18 protein-coding genes and 1 pseudogene are annotated in these 22,293 nt (G+C 71.9%); 12 read left to right on the top strand and 7 right to left on the bottom strand.

What is annotated here, in order from left to right:
• Positions 1–3: 3 nt before the first annotated feature.
• Genes HZF19_RS07405 through HZF19_RS07430 form a run of 6 tightly spaced genes read left to right on the top strand, consistent with a single transcriptional unit; the run spans position 4 to position 6,128 of the window.
• Positions 4–693, top strand: coding sequence for a sulfotransferase family 2 domain-containing protein (locus HZF19_RS07405; protein ID WP_208028127.1), 690 nt, complete (start codon positions 4–6; stop codon positions 691–693).
• Entirely contained in the window at positions 690–1,928 is a 1,239-nt protein-coding gene (locus tag HZF19_RS07410) for a glycosyltransferase (protein ID WP_208028128.1), read from the top strand. Before HZF19_RS07405 ends, HZF19_RS07410 begins: the two co-directional genes overlap by 4 nt.
• Positions 1,925–2,593: a sulfotransferase family 2 domain-containing protein gene (locus tag HZF19_RS07415; protein WP_208028129.1), complete on the top strand. Its 669-nt coding sequence runs from the start codon at positions 1,925–1,927 to the stop codon at positions 2,591–2,593. Before HZF19_RS07410 ends, HZF19_RS07415 begins: the two co-directional genes overlap by 4 nt.
• 36 nt (positions 2,594–2,629) lie before the next feature.
• On the top strand, positions 2,630–4,261 hold the full coding sequence (locus HZF19_RS07420; protein ID WP_208028130.1) for an aldolase catalytic domain-containing protein: 1,632 nt from the start codon (positions 2,630–2,632) through the stop codon (positions 4,259–4,261).
• A gap of 3 nt (positions 4,262–4,264) precedes the next feature.
• Entirely contained in the window at positions 4,265–5,002 is a 738-nt protein-coding gene (locus HZF19_RS07425) for a 3-deoxy-manno-octulosonate cytidylyltransferase (protein WP_208028131.1), read from the top strand.
• Between the two features lie 7 nt (positions 5,003–5,009).
• Positions 5,010–6,128: a hypothetical protein gene (locus tag HZF19_RS07430; RefSeq protein WP_208028132.1), complete on the top strand. Its 1,119-nt coding sequence runs from the start codon at positions 5,010–5,012 to the stop codon at positions 6,126–6,128.
• Between the two features lie 10 nt (positions 6,129–6,138).
• Here the strand turns inward: HZF19_RS07430 and HZF19_RS07435 are convergent, their stop codons facing one another.
• The gene (locus HZF19_RS07435; RefSeq protein ID WP_208028133.1) at positions 6,139–7,011 is read right to left on the bottom strand and encodes a sulfotransferase; all 873 of its coding nucleotides are present in this window, start codon (positions 7,009–7,011) and stop codon (positions 6,139–6,141) included.
• 44 nt (positions 7,012–7,055) lie between these two features.
• Between HZF19_RS07435 and HZF19_RS07440 the strand changes: the two genes are divergently transcribed.
• The gene (locus tag HZF19_RS07440) at positions 7,056–8,204 is read left to right on the top strand and encodes a glycosyltransferase family 4 protein (protein WP_208028134.1); all 1,149 of its coding nucleotides are present in this window, start codon (positions 7,056–7,058) and stop codon (positions 8,202–8,204) included.
• Here HZF19_RS07440 and HZF19_RS07445 read toward each other — a convergent pair whose 3' ends face one another.
• Both HZF19_RS07445 and HZF19_RS07450 read right to left on the bottom strand, forming a co-directional pair.
• Positions 8,205–9,080 carry a sulfotransferase family protein gene (locus HZF19_RS07445; protein ID WP_208028135.1) on the bottom strand — a complete coding sequence of 292 codons (876 nt, stop codon included), beginning with the start codon at positions 9,078–9,080 and terminating at the stop codon, positions 8,205–8,207.
• Positions 9,077–11,326, bottom strand: coding sequence for a DUF4012 domain-containing protein (locus tag HZF19_RS07450; RefSeq protein WP_208028136.1), 2,250 nt, complete (start codon positions 11,324–11,326; stop codon positions 9,077–9,079). The genes HZF19_RS07445 and HZF19_RS07450 overlap by 4 nt, the downstream gene beginning before the upstream one ends.
• A 450-nt stretch (positions 11,327–11,776) precedes the next feature.
• On the opposite strand from HZF19_RS07450, the gene HZF19_RS07455 reads away from it, so the two are divergent.
• The 5 genes and pseudogenes from HZF19_RS07455 (at position 11,777) to HZF19_RS07480 (ending at position 18,664) form a co-directional block, all read left to right on the top strand.
• Positions 11,777–13,642 (top strand): polysaccharide biosynthesis tyrosine autokinase, encoded by a 1,866-nt coding sequence (locus tag HZF19_RS07455; RefSeq protein WP_208028137.1) that lies wholly within the window; start codon positions 11,777–11,779, stop codon positions 13,640–13,642.
• An 11-nt stretch (positions 13,643–13,653) separates the two neighbouring features.
• A complete protein-coding gene (locus HZF19_RS07460; protein ID WP_208028138.1) occupies positions 13,654–15,105 on the top strand; it encodes a hypothetical protein in 1,452 nt (483 codons plus the stop codon).
• A 168-nt stretch (positions 15,106–15,273) separates the two neighbouring features.
• Positions 15,274–16,092, top strand: a pseudogene (locus tag HZF19_RS17575) (FAD-binding oxidoreductase); the annotation flags it as partial.
• A 380-nt stretch (positions 16,093–16,472) separates the two neighbouring features.
• Positions 16,473–17,789 carry a serine/threonine-protein kinase gene (locus HZF19_RS07475; protein ID WP_208028141.1) on the top strand — a complete coding sequence of 439 codons (1,317 nt, stop codon included), beginning with the start codon at positions 16,473–16,475 and terminating at the stop codon, positions 17,787–17,789.
• Positions 17,786–18,664 (top strand): LysM peptidoglycan-binding domain-containing protein, encoded by an 879-nt coding sequence (locus HZF19_RS07480; RefSeq protein ID WP_208028142.1) that lies wholly within the window; start codon positions 17,786–17,788, stop codon positions 18,662–18,664. Before HZF19_RS07475 ends, HZF19_RS07480 begins: the two co-directional genes overlap by 4 nt.
• Here HZF19_RS07480 and hemW read toward each other — a convergent pair.
• The 4 genes from hemW to dnaJ all read right to left on the bottom strand — a co-directional run bounded on the left by hemW (position 18,651) and on the right by dnaJ (position 22,290).
• The gene (gene hemW, locus HZF19_RS07485) at positions 18,651–19,748 is read right to left on the bottom strand and encodes a radical SAM family heme chaperone HemW (RefSeq protein WP_208028143.1); all 1,098 of its coding nucleotides are present in this window, start codon (positions 19,746–19,748) and stop codon (positions 18,651–18,653) included. The two genes, HZF19_RS07480 and hemW, sit on opposite strands and share 14 nt — an antisense overlap.
• The gene (locus HZF19_RS07490; RefSeq protein WP_208028144.1) at positions 19,745–20,260 is read right to left on the bottom strand and encodes a transcriptional regulator; all 516 of its coding nucleotides are present in this window, start codon (positions 20,258–20,260) and stop codon (positions 19,745–19,747) included. The genes hemW and HZF19_RS07490 overlap by 4 nt, the downstream gene beginning before the upstream one ends.
• 212 nt (positions 20,261–20,472) lie before the next feature.
• Positions 20,473–21,177 (bottom strand): RsmE family RNA methyltransferase, encoded by a 705-nt coding sequence (locus HZF19_RS07495; RefSeq protein ID WP_208028145.1) that lies wholly within the window; start codon positions 21,175–21,177, stop codon positions 20,473–20,475.
• Between the two features lie 12 nt (positions 21,178–21,189).
• Entirely contained in the window at positions 21,190–22,290 is a 1,101-nt protein-coding gene (gene dnaJ / locus HZF19_RS07500; RefSeq protein WP_208028146.1) for a molecular chaperone DnaJ, read from the bottom strand.
• Positions 22,291–22,293 lie beyond the last annotated feature (3 nt).

Here is a 22,293-nt window from a genome sequence, read left to right on the forward strand (position 1 = left end):
TCCATGATCGTCTCGCACCAGCACCGCTTCGTCTTCGTGAAGACCCGCAAGACCGCCGGCTCGAGCATCGAGGCGGCCTTGAGCCCGATCGCCGGCCCCGACGCCGTGGTCACCCCCCTCCTCGAGGAGCTGCCCGACCACCGGCCGCGCAACTGGCGGGCCAGCTTCAACCCCGTTCCCGAGCTGCTGGCCAACCCGCGAGCCGCTCGCTGGACCCTGAAGCAGTGGCGGCGCCGCATGGCCTTCTATAGCCACCTCCCGGCCGAGCCGGCCCGCCTCCGCCTCGGTCGAGACCGCTGGGACCAGTACTTCACGTTCTGCTTCGAGCGCGACCCGTGGGACAAGGTCGTGTCGATGTACTTCTGGAACACCCGCCAGGACCCCTCGCCCCCACCGTTCGAGGTGTGGGTGGAACGCCGGCGGCGGGAGCTGAGCGACTGGCACCTGTACACCCGCCGGGGGCGGATCATCGTCGACTTCGTGGGCCGGTTCGAGCGGCTGGAGGCCGACCTGCGCGCCGCGCTCGACCAGGCCGGCGTGGCGGATCCGATCGAGCTGCCCCGGCTCAAGTCGGGCACCCGGCGCGGACCGGTCGCCTTCACGCCTCGTGCCCGGGAGATCGTCCTCGATGTCTTCGCTCGGGAGTTCGAGGCGTTCGGCTACCCGACCGAGCCTGCGAGTGTTCAGCAGTGAGCGACCGGTCCCGATCCCTGGTGGCGGTCATGCCCCGCCCCCGGACCGCCTGGCCCAGCGCGGCCGGGCTCTGGGTCACCGCCGCGGGCTGGGCGGCGGCGGGCGAACGCTGCTTCGGTCGCGGCTGGGTGGTCACCCCTGACGCCACGGCCTCACCGGAAGAGGCGGTGGGCTTCGCCACCGCCCACTACACCTCGGCCACCCGATCATCACCGCGCGACAGGCTCATGCCGCCGGTGGTCCGGACCGCGGTGAAGGACACGCTCCAGTACCGCTCGATCCACCGCTTCGCGGTCGGGGCGGGCCCGTGGGACTCAACACCGCCAGCGCTCGTCTGGCAGCACCATGAGATCTGCCACCGCGCGGGGATCGACCTCGCGCAGCGTGCCGGTTGCCCGGCGGTGGTCTTCGTGCACGCCCCCCAGGTGTGGGAAGCACGCCAGTGGGGGGTCCGGCGTCCCGGGTGGGGCTCCCTGCTGGAGCGGTTCGGCGAATCGCCCGCTCTGCGCCGGGCCGACGCGGTGGCGTGCGTCTCGGAGGAGGTCGCCACGCTGGTGGTGGACCTCGGCGCCGATCCCGGGACGGTGGTCGTCACCCCGATGGCCGTGGACCCCGAACGCTTCCACCCCCGGGTGTCCGGCAAGCCCGTCCGCGATCGCTACGCCCTGGGGGAGGCGCCGGTCGTCGGATGGTGCGGGAACTTCCGGCGCTTCCACGGGCTCGAGCAGGCCGTGGAAGGCTTCGCCCTCGTCCACCGCCGGCAGCCCGATGCTCGCTTGCTGCTGGTCGGTGACGGCCCGGAGCGGCGCCGGATCGAGGCGCTGGTACAACAGCTCGGGCTGGGCGAGGCCACCCGCTTCACCGGTGGTGTGCCCCACGTGGAGATGGCCGCTCACCTCGCGGCCATGGACGTCGCGTGGGTGCTGGCCCAGCCCGGCGAAGCCTTCCACTACTCCCCTCACAAGATGCGTGAGTACCTGGCCTGCGCGGTGCCGGTGGTGGCTCCCTCGATCGGTGACGTGGCCCGGGTGATGCACGACGGCCTCGACGCCGTGCTGTACCCGCCCGGTGACGTGGGCGCCCTCGCCGAGGCCACGCTGGAGCTGCTGGCCGACCCGGACCGCCGGGGGCGCATCGGTTCGGCGGGTCGCGAGCTGATGCTGCGGGAGGGCACCTGGGACGCGCAGCTCGCCAAGGTGACGACCCTGCTCGGAATCCCCCGGGGCGCGACATGACCACCGCCTCCGCCACCGCCCGCAAGCTGGCCCGCCGGGTCGACCGCCGGCCGCGCTACAACTACACGGTCTCCCGGGCCCACGGCTTCGTCTACTACCGGGTGGCGAAGGTGGCGACCCGCTCCATCTCGGCCTGGCTCCGGGAGCTCGACCCCGAGCCCGTCTACCTCACCGGACGCCCCGCACCCTTCGACCCGCTCCACCGCCTGTTCCGCTTCGGGTTCGTCCGCAACCCCTGGGACCGCCTGGTGTCGTGCTGGCTCGACAAGGTGATCGGTCCCACCGACTACTGGCGCGACACCCCCCTGAAAGGCCTCCCCTTCGACGCCTTCGTCCACCAGATCGCCACTTGGGACCTCGACACCTGCGACCGCCACGTCCGCCGGCAGGCCGCGCTGCTCCCCCCGAAGGGGCTCGACTTCGTCGGGCGCTTCGAGCACCTCGACGCCGACGTGGCTCGGGTCGCCGACCGCCTCGGCCTGCCCGCCAGCGGGCTCCCCCGGCGCAACACCAGCTCGGACCGCCAGAGCTACCACGCCTACTACACCCCCGAGCTGGCCGACCTGGTGGGTCGGCTGTACGCAGTCGACGCCTCGCGCTTCGGCTACACCTTCGGCGGGATCGCCACCGAAGGCAGTGAGACGGACAGCACGCGCGGCGCTTGACCTATCCTTCACCCACTCCCACCAGAGAGGAATGCGGTGGCGTTCGACCCAACCCGGCTCCAGGTACTCGACTGCACGCTGCGGGACGGCGGCTACTACAACGCATGGGACTTCCGCCCCTCGCTGGTGGAGCGGTACCTCGCCGCGGTGGATGCCGCCGGGGTCGACGTGGTGGAGATCGGGTTCCGCAGCTACCCGCAGCCGAAGTTCCTCGGCCCCTTCGCCTACTCGACCGACGAGCTGCTCAGCGGACTCAAGCTGCCGAAGGCGACGATCGGGGTCATGGCCAACGCCTCCGACCTCCTGTCCCGCGGCGGTCCCGCGCCGGAGGCGGTCGACGCACTGTTCCGGCCGGCCGACCTCTCACCGGTGTCGCTGGTGCGGCTCGCCGCGCACCTCCACGAGGTCAGCGGGTGCCAGCCGATCGTGGAGCGGCTCCGCGAGCTCGGCTACCGGGTGGGGCTGAACCTCATGCAGGTCAGCCGCTCCAGCGGGGAGCAGCTGACCCAGCTGGCGGCCACCTGCGAAGCGTGGGGGTCGGTGGAGGTTCTGTATTTCGCCGACTCGCTCGGCAACATGACCGCCGCCGACATCGCCGCCTGCATCACCGCTCTCTCGGCAGGCTGGTCCGGACCGCTCGGCATCCACGCCCACGACAACCGGGCACGGGCGTTGACCAACACGCTCGCCGCCGCCGAGCTGGGCGCCACCTGGCTGGACGCCACGGTGCTGGGCATGGGTCGGGGCGCGGGGAACGTGCGCACCGACTTCCTGCTCTTCGAGCTGGCCCAGATGGGATGCGATCGCTACCGGCCCGAAGCACTGCTCCCCGTGGTGCTCGAGGACTTCGGCCGCCTCCAGGAGCAGTACGGCTGGGGCACCAACCTGCTGTACCTGATGTCGGCCGCGTACGACATCCATCCCACCTACGTGCAGCAGATGATCGGGGACGGTCGCTACGAGACCGCGGACATCGTCGCCGCCCTGAAGAACCTCCGCACCCTCGAGGGCCACTCGTTCAGCACCGAGCGTCTCGGCCAGGCGGTGGCGGCCAGCGGTGATGAGGGAACCGGTACCTGGTCGGCCGACGGGTGGCTCACCGGCCGTGACGTGCTGGTGATCGGGGCGGGGCCGAGCGCCGAGCTCCACCGTGAGGAGCTGAACCGGTTCATCGCCCGCGAGCGCCCGGCGGTGCTGTGCCTCAACACGACATCCACGGTGGTCAGCGACGAGATGGTCTCGGCCTTCGTGGCGTGCAACCCGTCGCGCATCATGCTCGAGTCCAGCCGGCTGGCGGGGCTCCGCCGGCCGCTGCTCGCGCCGCGGCCGACGATCGACGCGCTCGTGGGCGGTGAACGCCTCGACAGCGTGGAGGTCCTCGACTACGGCCTGCGGGTGGAGGCAGGGCGATTCGACATCGGTTCCTCGGGCTGCGTGCTGCCCGCCCGCCTCGCCGTCGCCTACGCGATCGCGGCCGCGACCGCTGGTGGGGCACGGCGCATCCTGCTCGCCGGGTTCGACGGCTACCGGGCGGGCGACCCGAGGCAGGAGGAGATGGTCGAAGTGCTCCGCGCCTACGAGGAGTCTGGACGGGTGGTGCCTCTCATCGCCATCACGCCGAGCACCTATCCCGTCCAGCAGAGCTCCGTCTACGCCCCCACCATCTGACCCGTGGGACGAACGGTCATCGTCATCCCGGCCCGGTACGAATCCTCACGCTTCCCGGGCAAGCCGCTCGCCCTGCTGGACGGCACGAGCCTCATCCAGCGCACCTGGCAGCAGTGCGTCGCAGCTCTGGGACCGGATGACGTCTACGTGGCTACCGACGACGACCGCATCGAGTCGCACTGCCGGGACTTCGGCGCGCAGGTGGTGCTCACGCCGACCACCTGCCCCACCGGCACCGACCGGGTCTACGCCGCCTCGGAGCAGATCGACGCCGAGGCCTTCGTGAACGTCCAGGGCGACGAGCCGCTCGTCGACCCAGCCGACATCCTCGCGGTCATCGCCGCGTCGCAGGCTCATCCCGGCGAGGTCGTCAACGCGATGTGCCCCATCGATGACGAGTCGACCTTCCGCGACCCCAATGTCCCCAAGGTGGTGAGCGCTCCGGACGGCCGGCTGCTGTACATGTCCCGAGCCGCCGTCCCCACCGGCAAGGACCTCGGGTTCCGCGGTGCGTGGCGGCAGGTGTGCGTGTACGCGTTCCCGACCCCGGCGCTCAAGCGCTACGCCAACCACGGCGGCAAGACACCCGTCGAACAGATCGAGGACATCGAGATCCTGCGCTTCCTCGAACTCGGCATCCCGGTGCGCATGGTGGCGGTCTCCTCCGCCTCGCTCGCCGTGGACGTGCCCGGGGACATCGCGCGGGTCGAAGCCGAGCTGCGGCGGCGAGGCCACCGATGAGCCGGCCATGACCAGCCCGGCGGTCGTCGTCTACCACGTCCAGACGCCGTACCACACGTTGCAGGCCCTCGGCCTCGCCGCCACGGACGGCGCCACCTCGCAGCTCGTGGCCGTTCCCAGCCACCCCTCCCAGGCGATCCTGCTCGACGCGCTCGGCGACCTACCGGGCTCGCCGTTCGGCGCGATACGCCGGCTCGACGCGGTCCGACCCGGGCTGGAACGGCTCCCCCCGACCCTGGCGCGGCGCATCTCCGCGGCGGGCAACGCACGCCGGCTCCACCGCTCGGTGGCGAACCTCGGCGAAGCAGTCGAGGTGCGGACCGCCAACGTGCAGACCGTCGAGGGCCGTGCGCTGGCGGCTGCAGCGGTCGCCACCTCCGGGCGGGTGGGCGTGATCGAGGACGGGTTGCTCACCTACGAGAAGCGCTACGTGGCTCCGGCGCCGCGGGGCGGGGTCCGACCGGCCCTGGCGCGCTGGTGGCGCCAGCTCGTGTTCGGCCGATGGGCCGGGACACCCGCGGGGGTCATCCCCTACCGGGAGCTCGACGCCCTGTGGGTGTCGTTCCCCGATGCGATCGACCCCGGCGCCTGGCCCGGGGTGCCCGTGCGCCCGCTCCCTGACCCCGCGGGTGCGCGCCCGTTGCTGGAGGCGCTGGCCTCCGCGGTGATCGGCCCCGACCAGCGAGACGTGTACCGCCGGCTCGACACCGTCCTGGTGCTGCCCCACTCGGCGATGCTGGGCGGGAGCGCCGCGGTCGACGCCCTGGGGCGCCTGGTGCGCGGCCTCGTGGGGAGCGGCCTGGTGGTCGGCGTCAAGCGCCATCCCCGGGACGACCCGGCCACCCTGGACCGGGTCATGCCGGCGGCCGTGACTGAGGTCGAGCCGTGGTTGCCGGTCGAGCTGCTGTTCCTCCTGCCGCGCTCGTCGCTGCGCTGGATCGTCACCGACCGCACCACCGTGGTCCTCTCGGGGCCGCGCTACTGCCCCGACGCCACGACGATCACCTTCTCGAACGACGTGCCTCCCGAGGCCCGCGACGCCTACGAGCGGCTCATGCAGGCCACCGGCGGCGTGCTGGTCGACTCCCCGGACGGGGTGCTGGCCGCCATCACCAGCCGGAGCTGACCCGTCGCTTTCACGCTGGCTGCCGGGGCCATGGCGACTCGGACCAGCCCAGCATGGCCATGAGCGCCTCGGTGTCCCGCTCGAGCAGCTCGCGCACCGCCGGAGGGATGGGCTGCTCGGCGGCCGCCAGCCTCGCCCTGGCCTCCGGGCCCTGCCGGACGAGCACCCGCTGACCCAACCGCCGCAGAGGGGTGGGCACCCGGTCCGCGTGGCGCAGCAGGCCACGCCGGCGGATGGACCGTGCCAGCGGGGTGAACTGGCGTTCCTGGTCGGTCACGTTGTGCGCGCCCGCCGGCCGCGGGATGGGCTCGAGTCCTAGGTGCTCGAGCACCGCCTCCCAGGCCCGGCCCTCACCCGATACCAGTTCCTCGAACACCACCACGAGCAGCTGCGAGCCAAACCGGTCGTAATAGGGCCGCAGGACCTGCGCGTATCGGGAGCGGCCGACGTAGGGGTTGCCCGGCTCGCTCACCACCTCCGCCAGCGGCTGCTGCTCCCGGCCGCGCTGCGCCCAGTACCGGTAGTGCGACCGCAGCCGCTCGACGGGATCGCGCAGCACGCAGACCAGCCGGGCCTCCGGCGCGGCCATGGCGATGCGGTCGCAGGCCCGCTGGGCGTGCTCGGGGTAGGTGTAGCGCACGGACGCCTCCCCGGTCACCACCGAACCATCCGCACGGTTCCAGAGACCCTGATAGGCCGCCCAGGCGCCGGCGAGGGGGCGGTCGCCGGCGAAGTTCGCCTCGTCGACGAAGAAGTTCGGCTCCTTGAGCGGCGTCTCCGCCACCACGGGATGGGCCTCGAGCCACCGGAACAGCGAGGTGGTGCCCGCCTTCATGGCCCCGATGACGAGGAAGTGCGGTGGCGGTGCCGGGTCGAGGTCCATGAGAATGTGCGGGTCGTCCGAGCCGTCCCCGAGAGCAGCCAGCCGTGAGCGAGCCCGAACCGGGTGCGATCCTACCCCCAGCCCCCAGCCCCACCGGCGTGCTCTACGTGACCGCCACCGGCGGATACGGCGGGCCCGTCGCCAGCCTGGTCACGGTGCTCGGGCGACTCGACGGCATGCACCGGGTGGTGTGCGCGCCCCGCGCCGCCAAGGCCGCGTACTGGGACCGGCTCCGCTCGGTGAGCGACGAACTGGTCCCGATCACCCGACCCCGGGGAACGGGCATCGCCATCGCCCAACGCCAGGTCCTGGCGACCGCCCGCCGCCACCGGCGCTCCATCGAGGTCATCCACGCGAACTCGCTGACCGAGCTGGTGGTCGCGTTGCCCGCGGCCATCGCCCTCGACCTGCCGATCGTGGTGTGGGTGCACAACTGGGAGGTCCCCGCGGTCTCTCGCCTGGCCAGACCCCTCATCCGCTCGCGAGGGGACCGGATCCGCTTCGCAGGCGTCTCCACCTTCACCCGTGACTTGGTGGTCAGTGCCGGCCTCATCACCGCGGAGCGCTTCGAGATCATCCCCAACCCGATCGATCCAGCCGTGGTCGGCGATCGGAACCCGGGCGAGAACGACCGGCTGTGCATCGGGTTCCTGGGGCGCAGCGAGCGGCGCAAGGGCTTCGACCTGCTCCCGGCCTGCATCGAGGCGCTGCGCGACGCCCCAGTGCGGTGGGCGATCTTCTCGACCCCCTTCGCCGGCGAGCGCGAAGCCTGGCGCCGGGTGCTGGCGACCCCGCCGCAGCTGGTGTCGGTGAGTCCCCTGGTCGCCGACGTCTCCCGGGCGTACGCGCGCTGCGACCTCGTCTTCGTGCCATCCCGGATGGAGTCGTTCTGCCGGGTGGCGGCTGAGGCGCTGCTCAACGGCCTCCCGGTGGTCGCGAGCGATCTCGTGCCGTTGCGGGAGGTCCTCGCCGAGGGCACCGCCGGTGTGCTCTTCCCGGCCGGCGACGCCGACGCTGCAGCCGACGCGCTGCGGGCCCTGGTCGCCGACCCCCGGCGGCGGGATGCCCTCGGGCGAGCGGGGCGCGAGCGGGCTGAGGCCTTCCTCCCGGGTGCGGTCAGCAGGTCGCTGGTGCGGCTCTACCGCGACGCGGCCGAGCAAGCGACCGCCTCGGTCACCCAGCCGCGGCGGTGATCACGCGCCCGTCCAGGACCGGGGCACGCCTCCGAGGTGGGCTGCCAGGGCAGCGGTGTCCGGCTCGATCCGCGCCCGAACCCACTCGAGCACGTCGGGTGCCCACGTCGGTGAGGGGATGGGCCGGGCCGTGCGATCGCGGACCCAGGCCTTCACCGCTCGTGCGGCCCGAGAGCTGCGCGACATGCGATTCAACCGCTCCAGCGCTGCGCTACGCCGCAGCAGCCGCAATGCTCCGGCCTCACGCCGCTTGTCCGCGGAACGGTTGCGCACCACCCCAGCCACCGGGGCCGGCACGGGGCCGACGCCGAGGTGCGCGCAGCACGCCGCCACCACCCCGTCGGGATCGCTCCGCAGATCGTCGAAGAAGACAACCAGGATCTGCTCGTCCGGGAACACGGCCCGGTACTCGCTGAGCTGCTTCCAGTACAGGCTGGCGTCCAGCAGCTCGGGTACCTCGCGCACCGCGACGTTGAAGTCGTCGGGGATGTCGGTGCGCCGCTCGCTGCGGTACTGCACCCATGCGGATTCGATACGACGCAACGGCTCGCGGAGGCTGTAGATGATCCGGGCTCGGGGGTTGGCTGTCGCGATCCGCTCGGCCACGCCGGGGTACACGGCGCACTGCGAATAGATGGTGCTCCCCTCGAGGCGCAGCGCCGGCGGCGACCATCCGGGGAAGCAGCGTTCGTAGGCTCGTTCGAGCACATCGAGGGGCTTGTCCTTGCGCAGCACGCCGGGTTCCTTCGGCGAGCTCACCTGGATCACGGGATGGCGGCCGAGCAGCTCGCACAGCGTGGTAGTGCCGGCTCGGTGGGCGCCCACCAGGAAGGCCTCGGGGACTGGGGGAAGCCCCGCCGACGCGCCGCCGGTCATGGCAGGCGCGACAGGTCGGCTTCGAGCACGGTGATCTGGCGGGGCTCGATCCGGATGGCTGCGGAGCGCCCCCCACTCGTGATGCCGAACCCCCGGGCCGACTCGACCAACCAACCCTTCGCCGGCTGCACGGTGGCGATCACGTCGTCGGGGTTCACGACTGGCTGCGGGCCGACCACCAGCCGGTACTCGGCTCCCGTGTCGAGCGACCCTTCGAGGTCGAGCTCGATCTGGACCGAGCCGCCCGGCGGGATCTCGAGGAACCTGGAGTACACGGCCCAACCGAGCTCCCGCTGGAACTCCAAGCCGATCCGTTCCCCGTCCAGGCGTGCTTCCCGGAGGTGATGCGGGGTGTAGAAGGAGAAGTACAGCACGTTGGTACCGAGCGGGTACCCCTGGTCGTTGTTGCCGATGATCGCATCGGGGAGCCCGGACGAGGGTGCGCCGTTGCGGAGCGTGACCGTGGCGGTGGCCTTAAGCACACCGGTGTGGGGGTCGTAGCTCGCTCGGTAGTCGACGGTGCGTTCGAGGAACGAGTCGATCTTGTTGTTGCCCTTGTTCTGGGTCACGACCATCAGTCCGTCGCCGCCCTCGGGCCGCGGCGCCCGACCGGCGACCCCCAGGTGCTCGAAGAACCGTTCCTCGGCGGGATCGAAGGCGAAGACCATGAGCCGACGCTCGGCCACCGCGGGACCGAGGGCGGCACCGAGCTTCCGTGGGCCGGGCAGCGTGCCGTTCACGAGTTGGTCGAAGGTCTCTCGGCCGACCTGCTCCAAGAAATCACGCCGCTCGCGGGAAGCGCCGAACTGGATGTACTGGTCACGCACCAGGAACTGCGCGACGTTCTCGGCGGTCAGGCGCTCGGGTGCCCCTTCGACCCGGATCGGCCCGGTGAGCTTCAACAAGGCCGCCAGGCCGTAGGGGTCGGCGACGATCACGCCGTCGACCGGGCGCCCACCGGCCTGGGGATACAGCTCGGCCATGACCGAGGCGACGGTCGGCATGTCCGGAGCGAACGACGTGTCCTGGAGGTACTCCCATGGTCGGAAGCGGCCGTAGCGGGCCAGGTACTCCGGTGGGCCGGTCAACCGGCGCTGCTCCCGGCCGGGCGCGGTGAGCAGCTCGTTGATCGGCCCCGACTCGGTCAGGTCCAGGTCACCGTCGGTCGCCCGCAACTCGGCCCAACTCCCGATGAAACCCCCGAGACCGCGGGCCTCGGCCGGCTGAGTGAACAGCACGAGGTAGTGGCGGGTGCCCTCCCCGCCGAGCAGCCCCGGGGCCACCGCGGCGGCCTCGGCCGCCAGCTCCACGTCGCCGAGGGTGCCGGCCACATCCGCGGCCAACCCATCCACCCGATCGCGGATGGGCCCGACCAGCCAGGGTGAGGCGGCCCGGTCGAGCCGGCCAGAGGCGACCGCCATCACGGAGGCCGCGTGCTCCAGTGGCTCCCGGGTCGCGGCCAACCGGCCGAGATCGATGCGGCCCGAGGTGTAGCGGATCTTCTCCAGGTCGGCGGACACCGCGACGTCACCTGCCGCTCCGGCCACCTCCGCGGCCTGACCGGTAGCCACCTCGAGGGCCTCCGCGTGCTGCGCGAGCACCGGAACCACCCTCGCCGGTCGAGCCCACCAGGCTCCGAGCACGCGGTGTGACGATGCCAGCGAGCGGGTAGCCGACTCGAAGAGCGCGGCAGCCGCCTCCTGATCGCCGTCGCTGGCCGCGTCCAGACCCTCTCTGGCGTGCTGCACGCCGTCGTGCACCCCCGACCACGCCAGCGCCACCGAGGCTCCGAACACCGCCAGCCCCACCCCGCAGACGGCCGCGCCGGCGAGGGCACACCGGTGGACCAGGCGCCGGCGGCGGCGAGGGAGCAGCAGGTAGCCCGAGACCAGCACCGGTGCGACGGCGACCGCGGTGTACAGCGAGGACGAGCCGTGGAAGCCGAGGTCAGGCAGGCGGAGCAGGACCTGCACGGCCAGCGCCCCGACGACCGCGCCGATCGCCCGCCGACGCGACATCAGCGCGCCGGCCACCGACGCGGCCAGGGCGATCGCCGCGACGGCGGTGGTCACCGCGGTGCCGGCCGCGATCGCTGCCAGACCGGCCACCACGAACCAGGTCCAGCGGCGAGCCCGAGCCGCGGCGAAGGTGACCACGGCGGCGAAGCCCGCGGCGAGGAGCACGTCGACCGCTCGGGTGCCCGTCGGTGCGGCCTCACTGAAGCCACCCCCGATCGCCGCCAGCACCGCGCAACCTACGATGACCCGCCGTTCCAACGGCGTCGACGGCTTCGACGACGCTCGAGCTGAGCGTCCGGACGGGGCGCCCCGGGAACGTCTGGTTGTGGTGACCGTCGATGCCAAAGCGGTGTCCCCGGCTCCACGCCGCGATCCGGCGCCCGTACCGAACGGCCCACCCGGAGGGCCAGCTCGTCGCGTGAGCGTAGCCCCGCGCCACGCGGCCGCGGCAGCAGCTACACCGTCGGCCGGACCGTCACCACCCGGCGTGCCTGCGCCCCTCGCCGCGGTGGCCACCGGGTATGATCGCGGCGACCCAAACCGGCGGGGGCCGGTTCCAGTAGCTCGTACGCGGTCGGGGTTCGACGGGGCCTGGCGGCTGAATCCGATCTGCCGGTACCGACCCCGAACCGGGCGGGCGAGCGCCAGCCAGCGACCGAAGCGAGACCCCGACCGCCGATGGACTTCGTGCACTACCTCCGGATCCTCCGCCGCCGCTGGCGAGCGATCGCGGTGGCGGCCGCCCTGGGCGCCGTCGTGGCCTTCGTGGTCGTTCCCCGCCCGAAGACCGTCGACCCGTCGCAGCTCCGCACCGTGTGGCTGGCCACCCAGAAGTTCATCGCCAACCAGTCCACGCCTAACAACGCCAACAACGCGGGGGCTTCCCTCTCCCTGGACCAGATGAAGCTGGGGATCACCACCGGCGGGGTGCCCCAGCGGGTCGCACAGCGCCTCGGTGGCGATCCCGCCGACTACGCCGCCCGGGTGCACGTCGTGGTGAACCAGCAGTTGCGTACGCTCGAGGTCTACGTCAAAGGGAACGACCCCGACGAGACCGAGCAGGTGGCGGACGTGTTCGGTGAGGAGCTGCTGGCCTGGATCCGGGGCCTGCAGAACGAGCGGCTCGAGAAGGATCGGCAGACCACGGCGTCGGAGCTGGACGGGTTGCAGCAGGAGTACGCCGCGGTCACCGGCAACGATCCCATGGCGGAAGCCCGGCGCAACAGCCTCCTCCAGGACATCAGCGCCAAGGAGCAGCGGCTCCGCCAGATCGAGACCGCGATCACCTCGGCGGGCGATCCTCTGACCACCTTCAGCCGCCAGGCGCCGTTCCCGAGCACCGCTCCGCTCGTGGCCACCCTGTGGCGCAGCGACGACGTGCCCCGTGGCAACCAGAAGCAGAACACGAGCAAGCAGACCCTCACGATCGAGGACCTCCAGGCGAGCCAACCCACCCAGCGCCGCGGCCTTCATCCGCTGCTCTCCCTGCTCGGCGGTGGCATGGGAGGGGCGCTGCTGGCAGGTGCGGGCGTGCTGGCACTCGCCGCGCTCGATCCCCGCGTCTTCACCAAGGAACAGGCCGAGGCCGCGTTCGGCTTCCCGGTCATCGCGGAAGTCCCGGCGTTCACCCGCCGCCAGCGCCGTGAGACCAATGTCATCAGCGTCACCGCGCCGTACTCGCGATTCGCGGAGGCGTTCCGGGTGCTGCGGTCGTCGATCGTGTTCGTGGAGCGTTCCGGCCGACTGCCCGACGCGACCCCGCCCCAAGCGGCCGGTAACCCGACCGGGGAGGACGTCGCCCGCAAGCGGGCCACCGTGGTGATGATCACCTCACCGGGCCCGTCGGAGGGCAAGACCACCACCACCGCGAACCTCGCTGCCGTGCTGGCCGAGGACGGCAGCAAGGTGCTCGTGGTCAACTGCGACTTCCGACGTCCTCGGTTGCACCTCTTCCTGGGCGCGGATCACGAGCCGCGCAAGGTGATCGACACCCAGATCCCCGGAGTCAAGTTCGTCGCCGGTGTCGTGGAGGACCATCGCACCGCGACCCCTGCCGAGGTGGTCAAGGCGCAACGTGATGTGGTCACCGCGGCGCGGGAGGTCTTCGATTACATCCTCCTCGACACCGCTCCGTTGCTCACCACGAACGATGCGAGCGACGTCCTGCCGGTGACCGACATGGTGGTGGTCGTGTGCCGAGCAGGAAAGACGATGAAGGAAGCCGCTGATCGGGCAGCCGAGCTGCTGGAGCGGTTCAGCGCACCGGTCATCGGGGCAGCGCTGGTGGCCGCGACCGATGCCCCCTCGGCTCGCTACTACTACTACTACGCCAGCGACGACGACCACGCCGCGACCGAGCCTGGCAACCCCTTGTCCGATCTGGTCGATGGGCCGTCCTCGGGGCCCACGAACGGCTCGGTAGCCACCGAGAGCCCCGACCCGGGCGTTGATTCCGAGTCCGGCGCGGATCACCACTCGGAGCATGATCCGCCGGAACAGGTGGCGCTGGCGAGGGGTGACGCCGCCGATCCCGACCGCGCCTGAGCCGCCCGGCCATGGCCGCCACCCCCTCGCCCCCGCCGACCAGTCAGCTCCCGAGCAGCCTCCACCCTGATCCGGCCAGCGGCGAGCGGGCGGTCCACGTGCCGCCGCTGCGGAGACGACGCCCCACCAAGGCGGCTCCGCAGACCACCTACCGGGTGCTCGCCGGGGCCTGCATCATCGCCACCCTCGCCTTGCTGGCGTGGGGTGCCTCGCAGGGCAAGCCACTGGCGATCGGTCTGGTGGCGGTTCCGGTGGTGATGGCCCTCGCCTACCCGGTGCTGGCTCGCTACTGCCGCGAGGAGCGCACGTTCGACCTGCTCGGCATCGTCTACCTGGGCCTCGCCCTGCGCTTCGTCGGCTCGTACTACCGGTTCACGATCGCCGCCGACGCCAAGAGCTACTACCGATACGGGGTCCAGTTCGCGGAGTCCTTCCGCAACTTCGACTTCCTCGTCGACCTGGGCCGCCCGGTGCCCGGCACGGGCAGCGTCCGGTGGTTCTCGGCCTTGGTGGTGATGTTCACCGGGCCCAACATCTACCTCGAGTTCATCGTGTTCACCCTGATCGCGTTCTCGGGGATGCTGCTGTTCTACCGAGCATTCACCACCGCGTTCCCCAACGGCGACCGCAAGCGCTACGCACTGCTGCTGTTCCTGTGGCCGTCGATGGCGTTCTGGCCGTCGAGCATCGGCAAGGAATCGCTGATGATGTTCGGCATCGGTCTCGCCTCGTACGGTGCGTCGAGGATGTTCACCCACCGACCGCTCGGGATGGCTGCCCTGGCCGGCGGGCTGGCGGTGCTGGCGCTGATCCGCCCCCACATGTCCCTGATCGTGGTCGTCGGGGTCGGTGTGGCGTACCTCTTCGTCCGCTCCACGCGAGGGTCGCTGTGGCTCTCGGGCGGCAAGATCCTCGCCATCGCCGTGCTCCTGATCGGAGGGGCGATCATCGCCACCCAGACCGCGGAGTTCCTCAAACTCGACGACTTCGGCCAGGACCAACTCGACGTCATCGCCCAGTCGACCTCCGACCGGACCGCCCAGGGCGGTGCCGAGTTCACCCCCATCCGGGCCGATTCCTCGCCCGTCCTCTTCCCCGCCGCGGTGGCCTCGGTGCTCTTCCGACCCCTACCGTTCGAAGCCCACAACCAGGAGTCGCTCATCGCGGCAATCGAAGGCGTGCTGCTGGTGGCGATCACCGCGGCCTCGTGGCGCCGCTTGGCTCGGCTCCCGGGACGCATCATCCGCGAGCCTTACGTCGCGTACGCGGTGTCGATGGTTCTGCTGTTCTGCTTCGTCTTCTCCGTGATCGCCAACTTCGGCATCCTCACCCGCCAGCGCACCCAGGTGCTCCCCTTGTACTTCGTGCTCCTGGCCATACCCGCCGCTCGCGAGGCCGCGTCCGTCATCTGCGAGCCTCGACAGAGGCGCACGCTCCTGACCGACCCGCCCCCGGCGCGCTGATCGGCGAGCGGGTCCGATCGTGGTGGGACGGGGAGGATCAGGCGCTCACCGACGGGCAAGCCGAGAAGCTCGGAGTGGCGATCGCCGAACGGCTCGGCGCGGCCATCACACCGCTGCGTCCACCACCATCGCTTCGCGACATCGCGATCGGGCCCCCGGATCCAGCCACCGGACCTGGTGGCAGTCCCTCGGGACGAGCGCGAGGTGATCGAGATCCTGGATTGGTGTAGCACGGCCCGCATCGCCGCGATCCCCTACGGGGGTGGCTCCTCCGTGGTGGGGGCGTCGAGTGGCGCGGCGAGGGCGACTTCGCCGGGTGGGTGTCGATCGACCTCGGTCGTCTCGACCAGGCGGTGGAGATCGACCGGGTCTCGCGGGTGGCCCGCATCCAGGCCGGTGCCCTGGGACCGGGACTCGAAGCCCAGCTCCGCCCGCACGGCCTGACGTAGCGGTACTTCCCCCCAGTCGTTCGAGCTCTCCACCTTGGGCGGGTGGCTGGCCACCCGGTCCGGTGGTCACTACGCGACCTTGTACGCCCACATCGACGATCTGGTCGAGTCCATCCGGGCGGTGACACCCACCGGGGTGATCGAGAGCGGCCGCCTGCCCGGTTCGGGTGCGGGCCCGTCGCCGGACCGGCTTCTGCTCGGGTCGGCGGGTGTGCGCTTCCGCGAGTTCCTCGACGGCGTGGAGACGACCCAGGCGTTGGCCCAGTCGGGGCTCTTCTCCACGAACTGCCGCCTGCTGGACCCGGGTGAGGCCGCGAGCGCAGTGGGCATCGGAGATGGCAGCGCACTGCTCGTCCTGAGTTTCGAGTCGGCCGACCACCCGGTCGACGCGTGGATCGGCCGGGCCGTCGAGCTGTGCGCGGATCACGGTGGGCACGTGCCCGAGGAGGTCACGATCTCCGCACCGGACATCGGCGCCGACGGCGACACCCGAGAGGTCGCCGGGCGGGAGGGCGCGGTGGGAGCGTGGCGCAACTCCTCGATGCCGGGGGCGCGATCACCCACCACCACGCCATCTCCAACCGGCAGGCAGAACGCGCCAGCGCCCCAACCGGCATGTCAAACGCGTGCCACAGCACGCGTTCGGCCTGCCAGAACGCGCCAGCGCCCCAACCGGCATGTCAAACGCGTGCCACAGCACGCGTTCGGCCTGCCAGAACGCGCCAGCGCCCCAACCGGCATGTCAAACGCGTGCCACAGCACGCGTTCGGCCTGCCAGAACGCGCCAGCGCCCCAACCGGCATGTCAAACGCGTGCCACAGCACGCGTTTGACATGCCAGAAGGATGGAGATGTTGTGTCTCTTGATGTCATCTCATGCACTTTCTATGCTGAACAGCTCCGGTCAGGAGGAGGAGCCATGAGTGCGCGAGTGCGGGTGGACAGGGACCACGACGGGCAGTTGGTGGCGGTCAAGCAGGCTCTCGACCCCGAGGCCCGCACGTGGCTGGTACACGAGGCCGCCGTCTTGGCCCTCGTGCGCCATCCGGGGGTGGTCCGCTCCCGAGGGCTTCGGGAGGTGGCGGGCACCCTCGAGCTGGTGACGACCTGGGTCGGGAGCAGATCGCTTGCGGACCGGCCCGGCCGGGCGCCGGCGCAGATCGCGGCGATCCTCGCCGCGGTCGCCGAGACCGTGGCCGACCTGCACGACCTCGGCGTGATCCACGGCCAGCTCGCGGATCCGAGCCACGTGCTGTTCGACCAGCGGGACCGCCCGGTGCTCTGCGGGTTCGGCCGTGCCGAGATCGAGGCCTCTTCGCCGACAAGAGCGGGCGCGGCGTGCCGCTCCGACGACGTCCGGAGCCTCGGTCAGCTGCTCTCAGGCCTAGTGGAGCTCGACTCCCCCATCACGCTGATGCCACTGCACCGGTTCCGGCGGCACCAGCGCGACGACGACCGTGTGGCCCGAGCGCTGCTCACGCTCGCCGAGCATGCGTCGGCCGACGACCCCACCTGCCGCCCGACGGCGCGGGCCCTCGCCCGCGCCCTCCAGCGACTCGCTCCGAACCGCCACGACACTGCTGCCGTAGCGACGGCCGCCGGCGATAGCACCACCGAGCCCAGCCCTGAGCACCTCGAGAGGGACCCCATCGATCGGCTCCGCGCCAGCGCCCCCGCCCCCTCCTCCCGGGGCGACTGGAGTCGCCTGCGGCGCGTCGCTGCAGGCGCCGCGTCGATCGGTTGCATCGCCGTCCTGGCCATCGGCGTCTTCTCGGGACCCACGTCGTCCCCGCCGGAGGTGGCGCTCATCGGAGCCGACCCGTCCCCCTCCGGTGCGGGCCTGGACCCGCCACCGGCACCCCCCGCACCTCCCACCACGGTGGCGAGGCGCGAGTCACCGGTGGTCGAGCTCGACGGGCACCGGTATGAGCTGGGCACACCGGGGGACGAGGTGCTGGTCGGCGACTGGCGTTGCGACGGCCAGCCCCAGGCAGCGCTCCTGCGACCGAGCACCGGTGAGGTCTTCGTCTTCGACGGCTGGGCCACAACGGGTGCTGACCTCGAAGCGCGGCTGCTCGCTCGCCTCCAGCCCGGCGCGCACCTGGGCGGCGCCGACGACGGTGCCTGCGAACGCCTGGTCGGTGTGCTGGGTGATGGCCAGGTCATCCCGCTCCCCCCGACGGGACCGTCCACGACCGCCACCACGGCCGCCACCATGTTCCCGGGCGAACCATGACACGGTCCCGACCCCCCGGCCCCACCTCTCTCCTGGCCTGGACGGCGCTGCTGAGTGCCCAGCTCGCGGTGCTCGTCGCCGCTGGATCGGTCCTGCCCGGGCCGCCCGGCGTGCACCCGGCATCGGTCTCCGCCTGGCTCCACGAGCAAGGCCCGGTCGCCGCGGCGCTGGGCGTGGCGAGGCTGGGCGCCCTCGCCGGCTGCGCCTACCTCCTCCTCACCGTCGGGCTCGGCTTGGTCGTACGGCTGACCCGCGTCCCCACCCTGCTCGCCGTGGCGGAGCTCGTCACGGTCCCCCGGATCCGCCGCCTCCTGTACGGCGGTGTCGGGGTCGGCCTGTCCCTCGCGGCGACGACCGCCACCATCCCCACCACCGCCATGGCCGCCCCGTCGCCGCTGGCGGCGCAGCCAGCACCGCCGGCGCCACCATCTCACCCGGTGACGATGCGGTCCGTGCCCGAGGAGAGCGGGACGGCCACCTCGACGACCTCGAAGCCGTCACCACCGCCCGTCATGCGAACCCTCGACCCCGATGCCGACCAGGCGCGGCCAGCGGCGCATCACCCACCGACGGCCCCGGTGCCACCGGATCCCCCACCGGCTGCCAGCACCCCGCCGGCGAGCGAGCCGGTGGGCCGCGCTCGCGAGGCGTCGTCGTGGACGGTGGCACCGGGCGAGCATCTGTGGGGCATCGCCCATCACACCCTCGCCACGGCCTGGGCCCGCCCGCCGACCGACGAGGAGACCGCTACCTACCTGGATGTCCTCATCGCCACCAACGAGGAGCGCCTGCCCGTCCCGGGCAACCCGGACCTCATCTTCCCCGGGCAGGTGTTCGAGCTGCCCCCGGTGGGGCCACCGCTCACCGGAGCCTGACTGCGACCTCGTTGGCGAGGAGCCGGCCCTGCTCGGTGAGTACCAGGCGATCGGCCCTGCGCACCACCAGCCCGTCGAGTGCCAAGGCGTCGTCGTCATCGAGTGCTTCCACCGGCACGCCATCCGCGGTGCGGATCGCGAGCTGGAGGGCCTCCAACCGCCGCCCATCGGCGTCCAGCTGCTCGGCGCCCGCCTCTGGGCTCGTGCCACTGCGGATCGCCTGGATGTATCGCTCCGGGGTGCGGACGTTCCACCAGCGGCGACCCTGCCGGTGCGAGTGCGCCGCGCACCCGAAGCCCAGGTAGTCGCCCTGCGACCAGTAGAGCAGGTTGTGCCGGCAACGATGCCCGGGCCGCGCCCAGTTGGAGATCTCGTACCAGTCGAATCCGGCTGCTGCGAGCCGCTCGGTGGCCAGGGCGTACTTGTCGGCCTGGTCGTCATCGTCGGGGTGGCGACGGGGCTCGGCGGCCAGCGCGGTGCCGGCCTCGACCGTCAGCGCATAGGCGGACACGTGCGCGGGCCCGAGGTCGATCGCCGCGTCGAGCGTGGCTCGCCAGTCCCCGAGCGATTCTCCGGCGGCCCCGTAGATCAGGTCGAGGTTGAGGTTCGTGATGCCCGCAGTTCGGGCCGCCGCCACCGCGGTGGCCACCGAGGCCGGATCGTGCGAGCGGCCGAGCGCCTGCAGGACGTGGGGCACCATGGACTGCACGCCGAGCGACAGACGGTTCACCCCGGCCATCCCCAGCACCTCCACCACAGAGGGGGTCACGTCCTCGGGATTGCACTCCACCGTGACCTCGGCATCGTTCGTGCGAGGGATCGCCCGGAGCACCCGAGCGATCTGCTCCGGGGGCACGTGGGAGGGGGTGCCCCCGCCCACGAACACCGTGCTCGCAGCCGGCAGGCCGCGGGCCGCCGCGCCCTCGATGTCGCGGACCAGGGCCTCGAGGTAGGCCTCTGCGAGGTGGGCGCGATCGGCCCACGTGGCGAACGCGCAGTAGTCACAGCGGGACGCGCAGAACGGGATGTGGACGTAGACGCCGAGCGCCGGTGAGGGCGGCTGCGGGCCGGTGCTGCCGGTCAAGCGCTGAGACTGAGCCCCAGGTCGTCGAGCCGGCCCGTGGCGTGATCGACCCCGACCCCGAGGATGCATGCGATGGCGCGTAGGTCCTCGCGGCGGATGGTGAGCATCCGGCCGTTGAAGTCCTGCCGCTGGACCTGGATCATCGTCAGGTACCGGTTGAGCATCTCCGCCTCGGGTCCGCTGAGGTTCTCCAGGCGTCGCAGGTCGATGGTCACGGCCGCCTCCGCCGCGCCGATCGGTGCGCGCTCCGCACCCGCGAAGCCAGGCCCCTCGTCAGGAGGCAGGAGCTGATCGACCGGGACGTTGTAGAAGCGGGCCAGCCGCTGCAACCTCGGCACCGAGATCGCGCGCTCGCCCCGTTCGTAGGCACCGAGCACTGATGCCTTGAACTCCTGTTCCGAGGCGGCCTCGACCTCCTGGAGCGACAAGCGCTTCTGGCGCCTGATGGCCCGCAGGCGCTCACCCACCTTGCGGCTGTAGGAGGTCGGGACCTCGCCGGGATCGCTCGTCATGCCGTACTCCCTCTCTCGTCGCGCACCGGGGCTCGCGAACACGCTCGAGCCACGGCGGAAGCACCCCGAGCTCCGCCCCTGGGACCGCGCCGTCCCGGATCCGACCCATCTGGGGCACCACCTTCCGTGGTGCATCGCGCCAACAAGCCTACTCTGCGTGTACCCAAGGGACAACGGACCCAGACGAGCACTACGGGTCGAACCGGCCCGGCTCACGCGTGGACGACGCCGTGGCGGAGCGCGGCCAGCAGGGCACCGCCGGCCATCGCGGCGGTCTCGGCCCGAAGCACGTGAGGGCCCAGGCCGACGACGTGGGCGGCTCGGGCCCGCTCGGGTGGGGCCCAGCCGCCTTCGGGGCCCACCAGCAGGACGGGGTGCGAGAGCGTCGGGGGACCCCCTGATGGATCGGCGAGGGCGACCCCCGGCTCGGTCACCACGTCCTCGAACGCAGTGACCACCGTGACCTCGGGCAGCCGGGCCCGGCGGCTCTGCATGCACGCCTCCCGAGCGATCCGTCGCAGGCGCTCCACCAGCTTGGCGGCCCGAGCCGGGTCGGGGCGGGAGACCGTGCGCTCGGTGACCAGCGGGACGATGCGGTCGATGCCCAGCTCGGTCAGCTTCTGCACCACCAGCTCTGTGCGGTCGCCCTTCAACAGCGCGAACCCGACGGTCAGCGGTGGCTCCGCCTGCGGCAGGGCCATCACCGGCCCTGCCGGGTCGGGCACCAGCCCGAACGCGGCTGACCGCCACCGGCCCAGCCCGTCGGCGATCGTGCACGGGGTGCCGTCACGCAAGCGCAGCACCCGAGCGAGGTGATGGTGGTCGCTCGGCTCGAGTCTCGGGTGCTCGAGGTCGGCCACGAACACCAGGGGCAGGCCGAGCGGAGGGGCTGACTCCGCGTCGCCTGGTCCGGGCACGTGGTCTGCCGCCTACTTGAACGCGGAACGCACCCGCGAGAGCAGCCCGCTCGCCGGGGGGCTCACGTCCTCGCCACGCAGATCGGCCAGGCGTCGCAGCAGCTCCTCCTCCTCCGCGCTGAGCTGGGTGGGGGTGTCGACGATGACCCGGACGATCAGCTCGCCCCGGCCGCGACCCTGCACGTGCGGGACCCCGCGCCCACGCAGCCGAATCACCTCGCCGGACTGGGTACCCGGCGCGATCGTGAGCAGCTCCTCGCCGTCGAGGGTGTCGAAGGTGATCTCCGCGCCGAGCGCGGCCTGGGTGAACGAGACGTGCAGGTCGGCGTGGAGATCGTCGCCGTGTCGGCTGAACCGGTGATGCGGCCGGACGCGCACGTGGACGTACAGGTCACCGACGCCGCCACCCCTAGGGCCGGCCGCGCCCCGGCCGGTGAGGCGCAGCGTGGCACCGGTGTCGACCCCGGCAGGCAGCTCGACGTGGTAGGTCCTCTCCTCCAGCGTCCGCCCCTCGCCGCCGCACACCACGCAGGGATGCTGGACGATCGTGCCCAAGCCACCGCAGCGGGCGCAGGCAGTGGCGGTGACCATCTGGCCGAGGATCGACTGCCGCACCCGGCGCACCTGCCCGGTCCCGCCGCAGTCCGGGCAACGTTCGGGTGCGCTCCCGCGATCGGCGCCGGTCGCTTCACAGGCCTCGCACGGAACCGCGGTGCGCATCGAGACCGGCACCTCGGCGCCGAACACCGCCTCCTCGAAGGAGACCTCGACCACCACCTCCAGATCCGCGCCCCGGGGCGGTCCGGCCGCGTTGGCAGCTCCACCGAACGGTGAGCCACCGAAGAACATGTCGAAGATGTCGCCCAACCCGCCACCGAAGCCGCCACCGCCCTGCGAGCCCGTGGCCCCGAACAGGTCGTAGCGCCGGCGGCGCTCCGGATCGCTCAGCGTCTCGTACGCCGCCGCGACCTCCTTGAAACGGGCTTCCGCTTCGGGATCACCGCCGTTGGCGTCAGGGTGTAGCTCCCTGGCCAGCCGGCGGTAGGCCCGCTTGATCTCGTCCTGTGACGCGTCGCGAGGAACGCCGAGCAGCTCGTAGAGGTCGCGTGCCACGGA

Source organism: Rhabdothermincola sediminis (genome assembly GCF_014805525.1).
Classification (GTDB): domain Bacteria; phylum Actinomycetota; class Acidimicrobiia; order Acidimicrobiales; family Acidimicrobilacustridaceae; genus Rhabdothermincola; species Rhabdothermincola sediminis.

Excerpts from the sequence above, each read along its gene's own strand:
- HZF19_RS07405 (WP_208028127.1), top strand. The coding sequence starts at position 4 with ATGATCGTCTCGCACCAGCACCGCTTCGTCTTCGTGAAGACCCGCAAG.
- HZF19_RS07415 (WP_208028129.1), top strand. The coding sequence starts at position 1,925 with ATGACCACCGCCTCCGCCACCGCCCGCAAGCTGGCCCGCCGGGTCGAC.
- HZF19_RS07430 (WP_208028132.1), top strand. The coding sequence starts at position 5,010 with ATGACCAGCCCGGCGGTCGTCGTCTACCACGTCCAGACGCCGTACCAC.
- HZF19_RS07435 (WP_208028133.1), bottom strand. The coding sequence starts at position 7,011 with ATGGACCTCGACCCGGCACCGCCACCGCACTTCCTCGTCATCGGGGCC.
- HZF19_RS07445 (WP_208028135.1), bottom strand. The coding sequence starts at position 9,080 with ATGACCGGCGGCGCGTCGGCGGGGCTTCCCCCAGTCCCCGAGGCCTTC.
- HZF19_RS07455 (WP_208028137.1), top strand. The coding sequence starts at position 11,777 with ATGGACTTCGTGCACTACCTCCGGATCCTCCGCCGCCGCTGGCGAGCG.
- HZF19_RS07460 (WP_208028138.1), top strand. The coding sequence starts at position 13,654 with ATGGCCGCCACCCCCTCGCCCCCGCCGACCAGTCAGCTCCCGAGCAGC.
- HZF19_RS07475 (WP_208028141.1), top strand. The coding sequence starts at position 16,473 with ATGAGTGCGCGAGTGCGGGTGGACAGGGACCACGACGGGCAGTTGGTG.
- HZF19_RS07480 (WP_208028142.1), top strand. The coding sequence starts at position 17,786 with ATGACACGGTCCCGACCCCCCGGCCCCACCTCTCTCCTGGCCTGGACG.
- HZF19_RS07490 (WP_208028144.1), bottom strand. The coding sequence starts at position 20,260 with ATGACGAGCGATCCCGGCGAGGTCCCGACCTCCTACAGCCGCAAGGTG.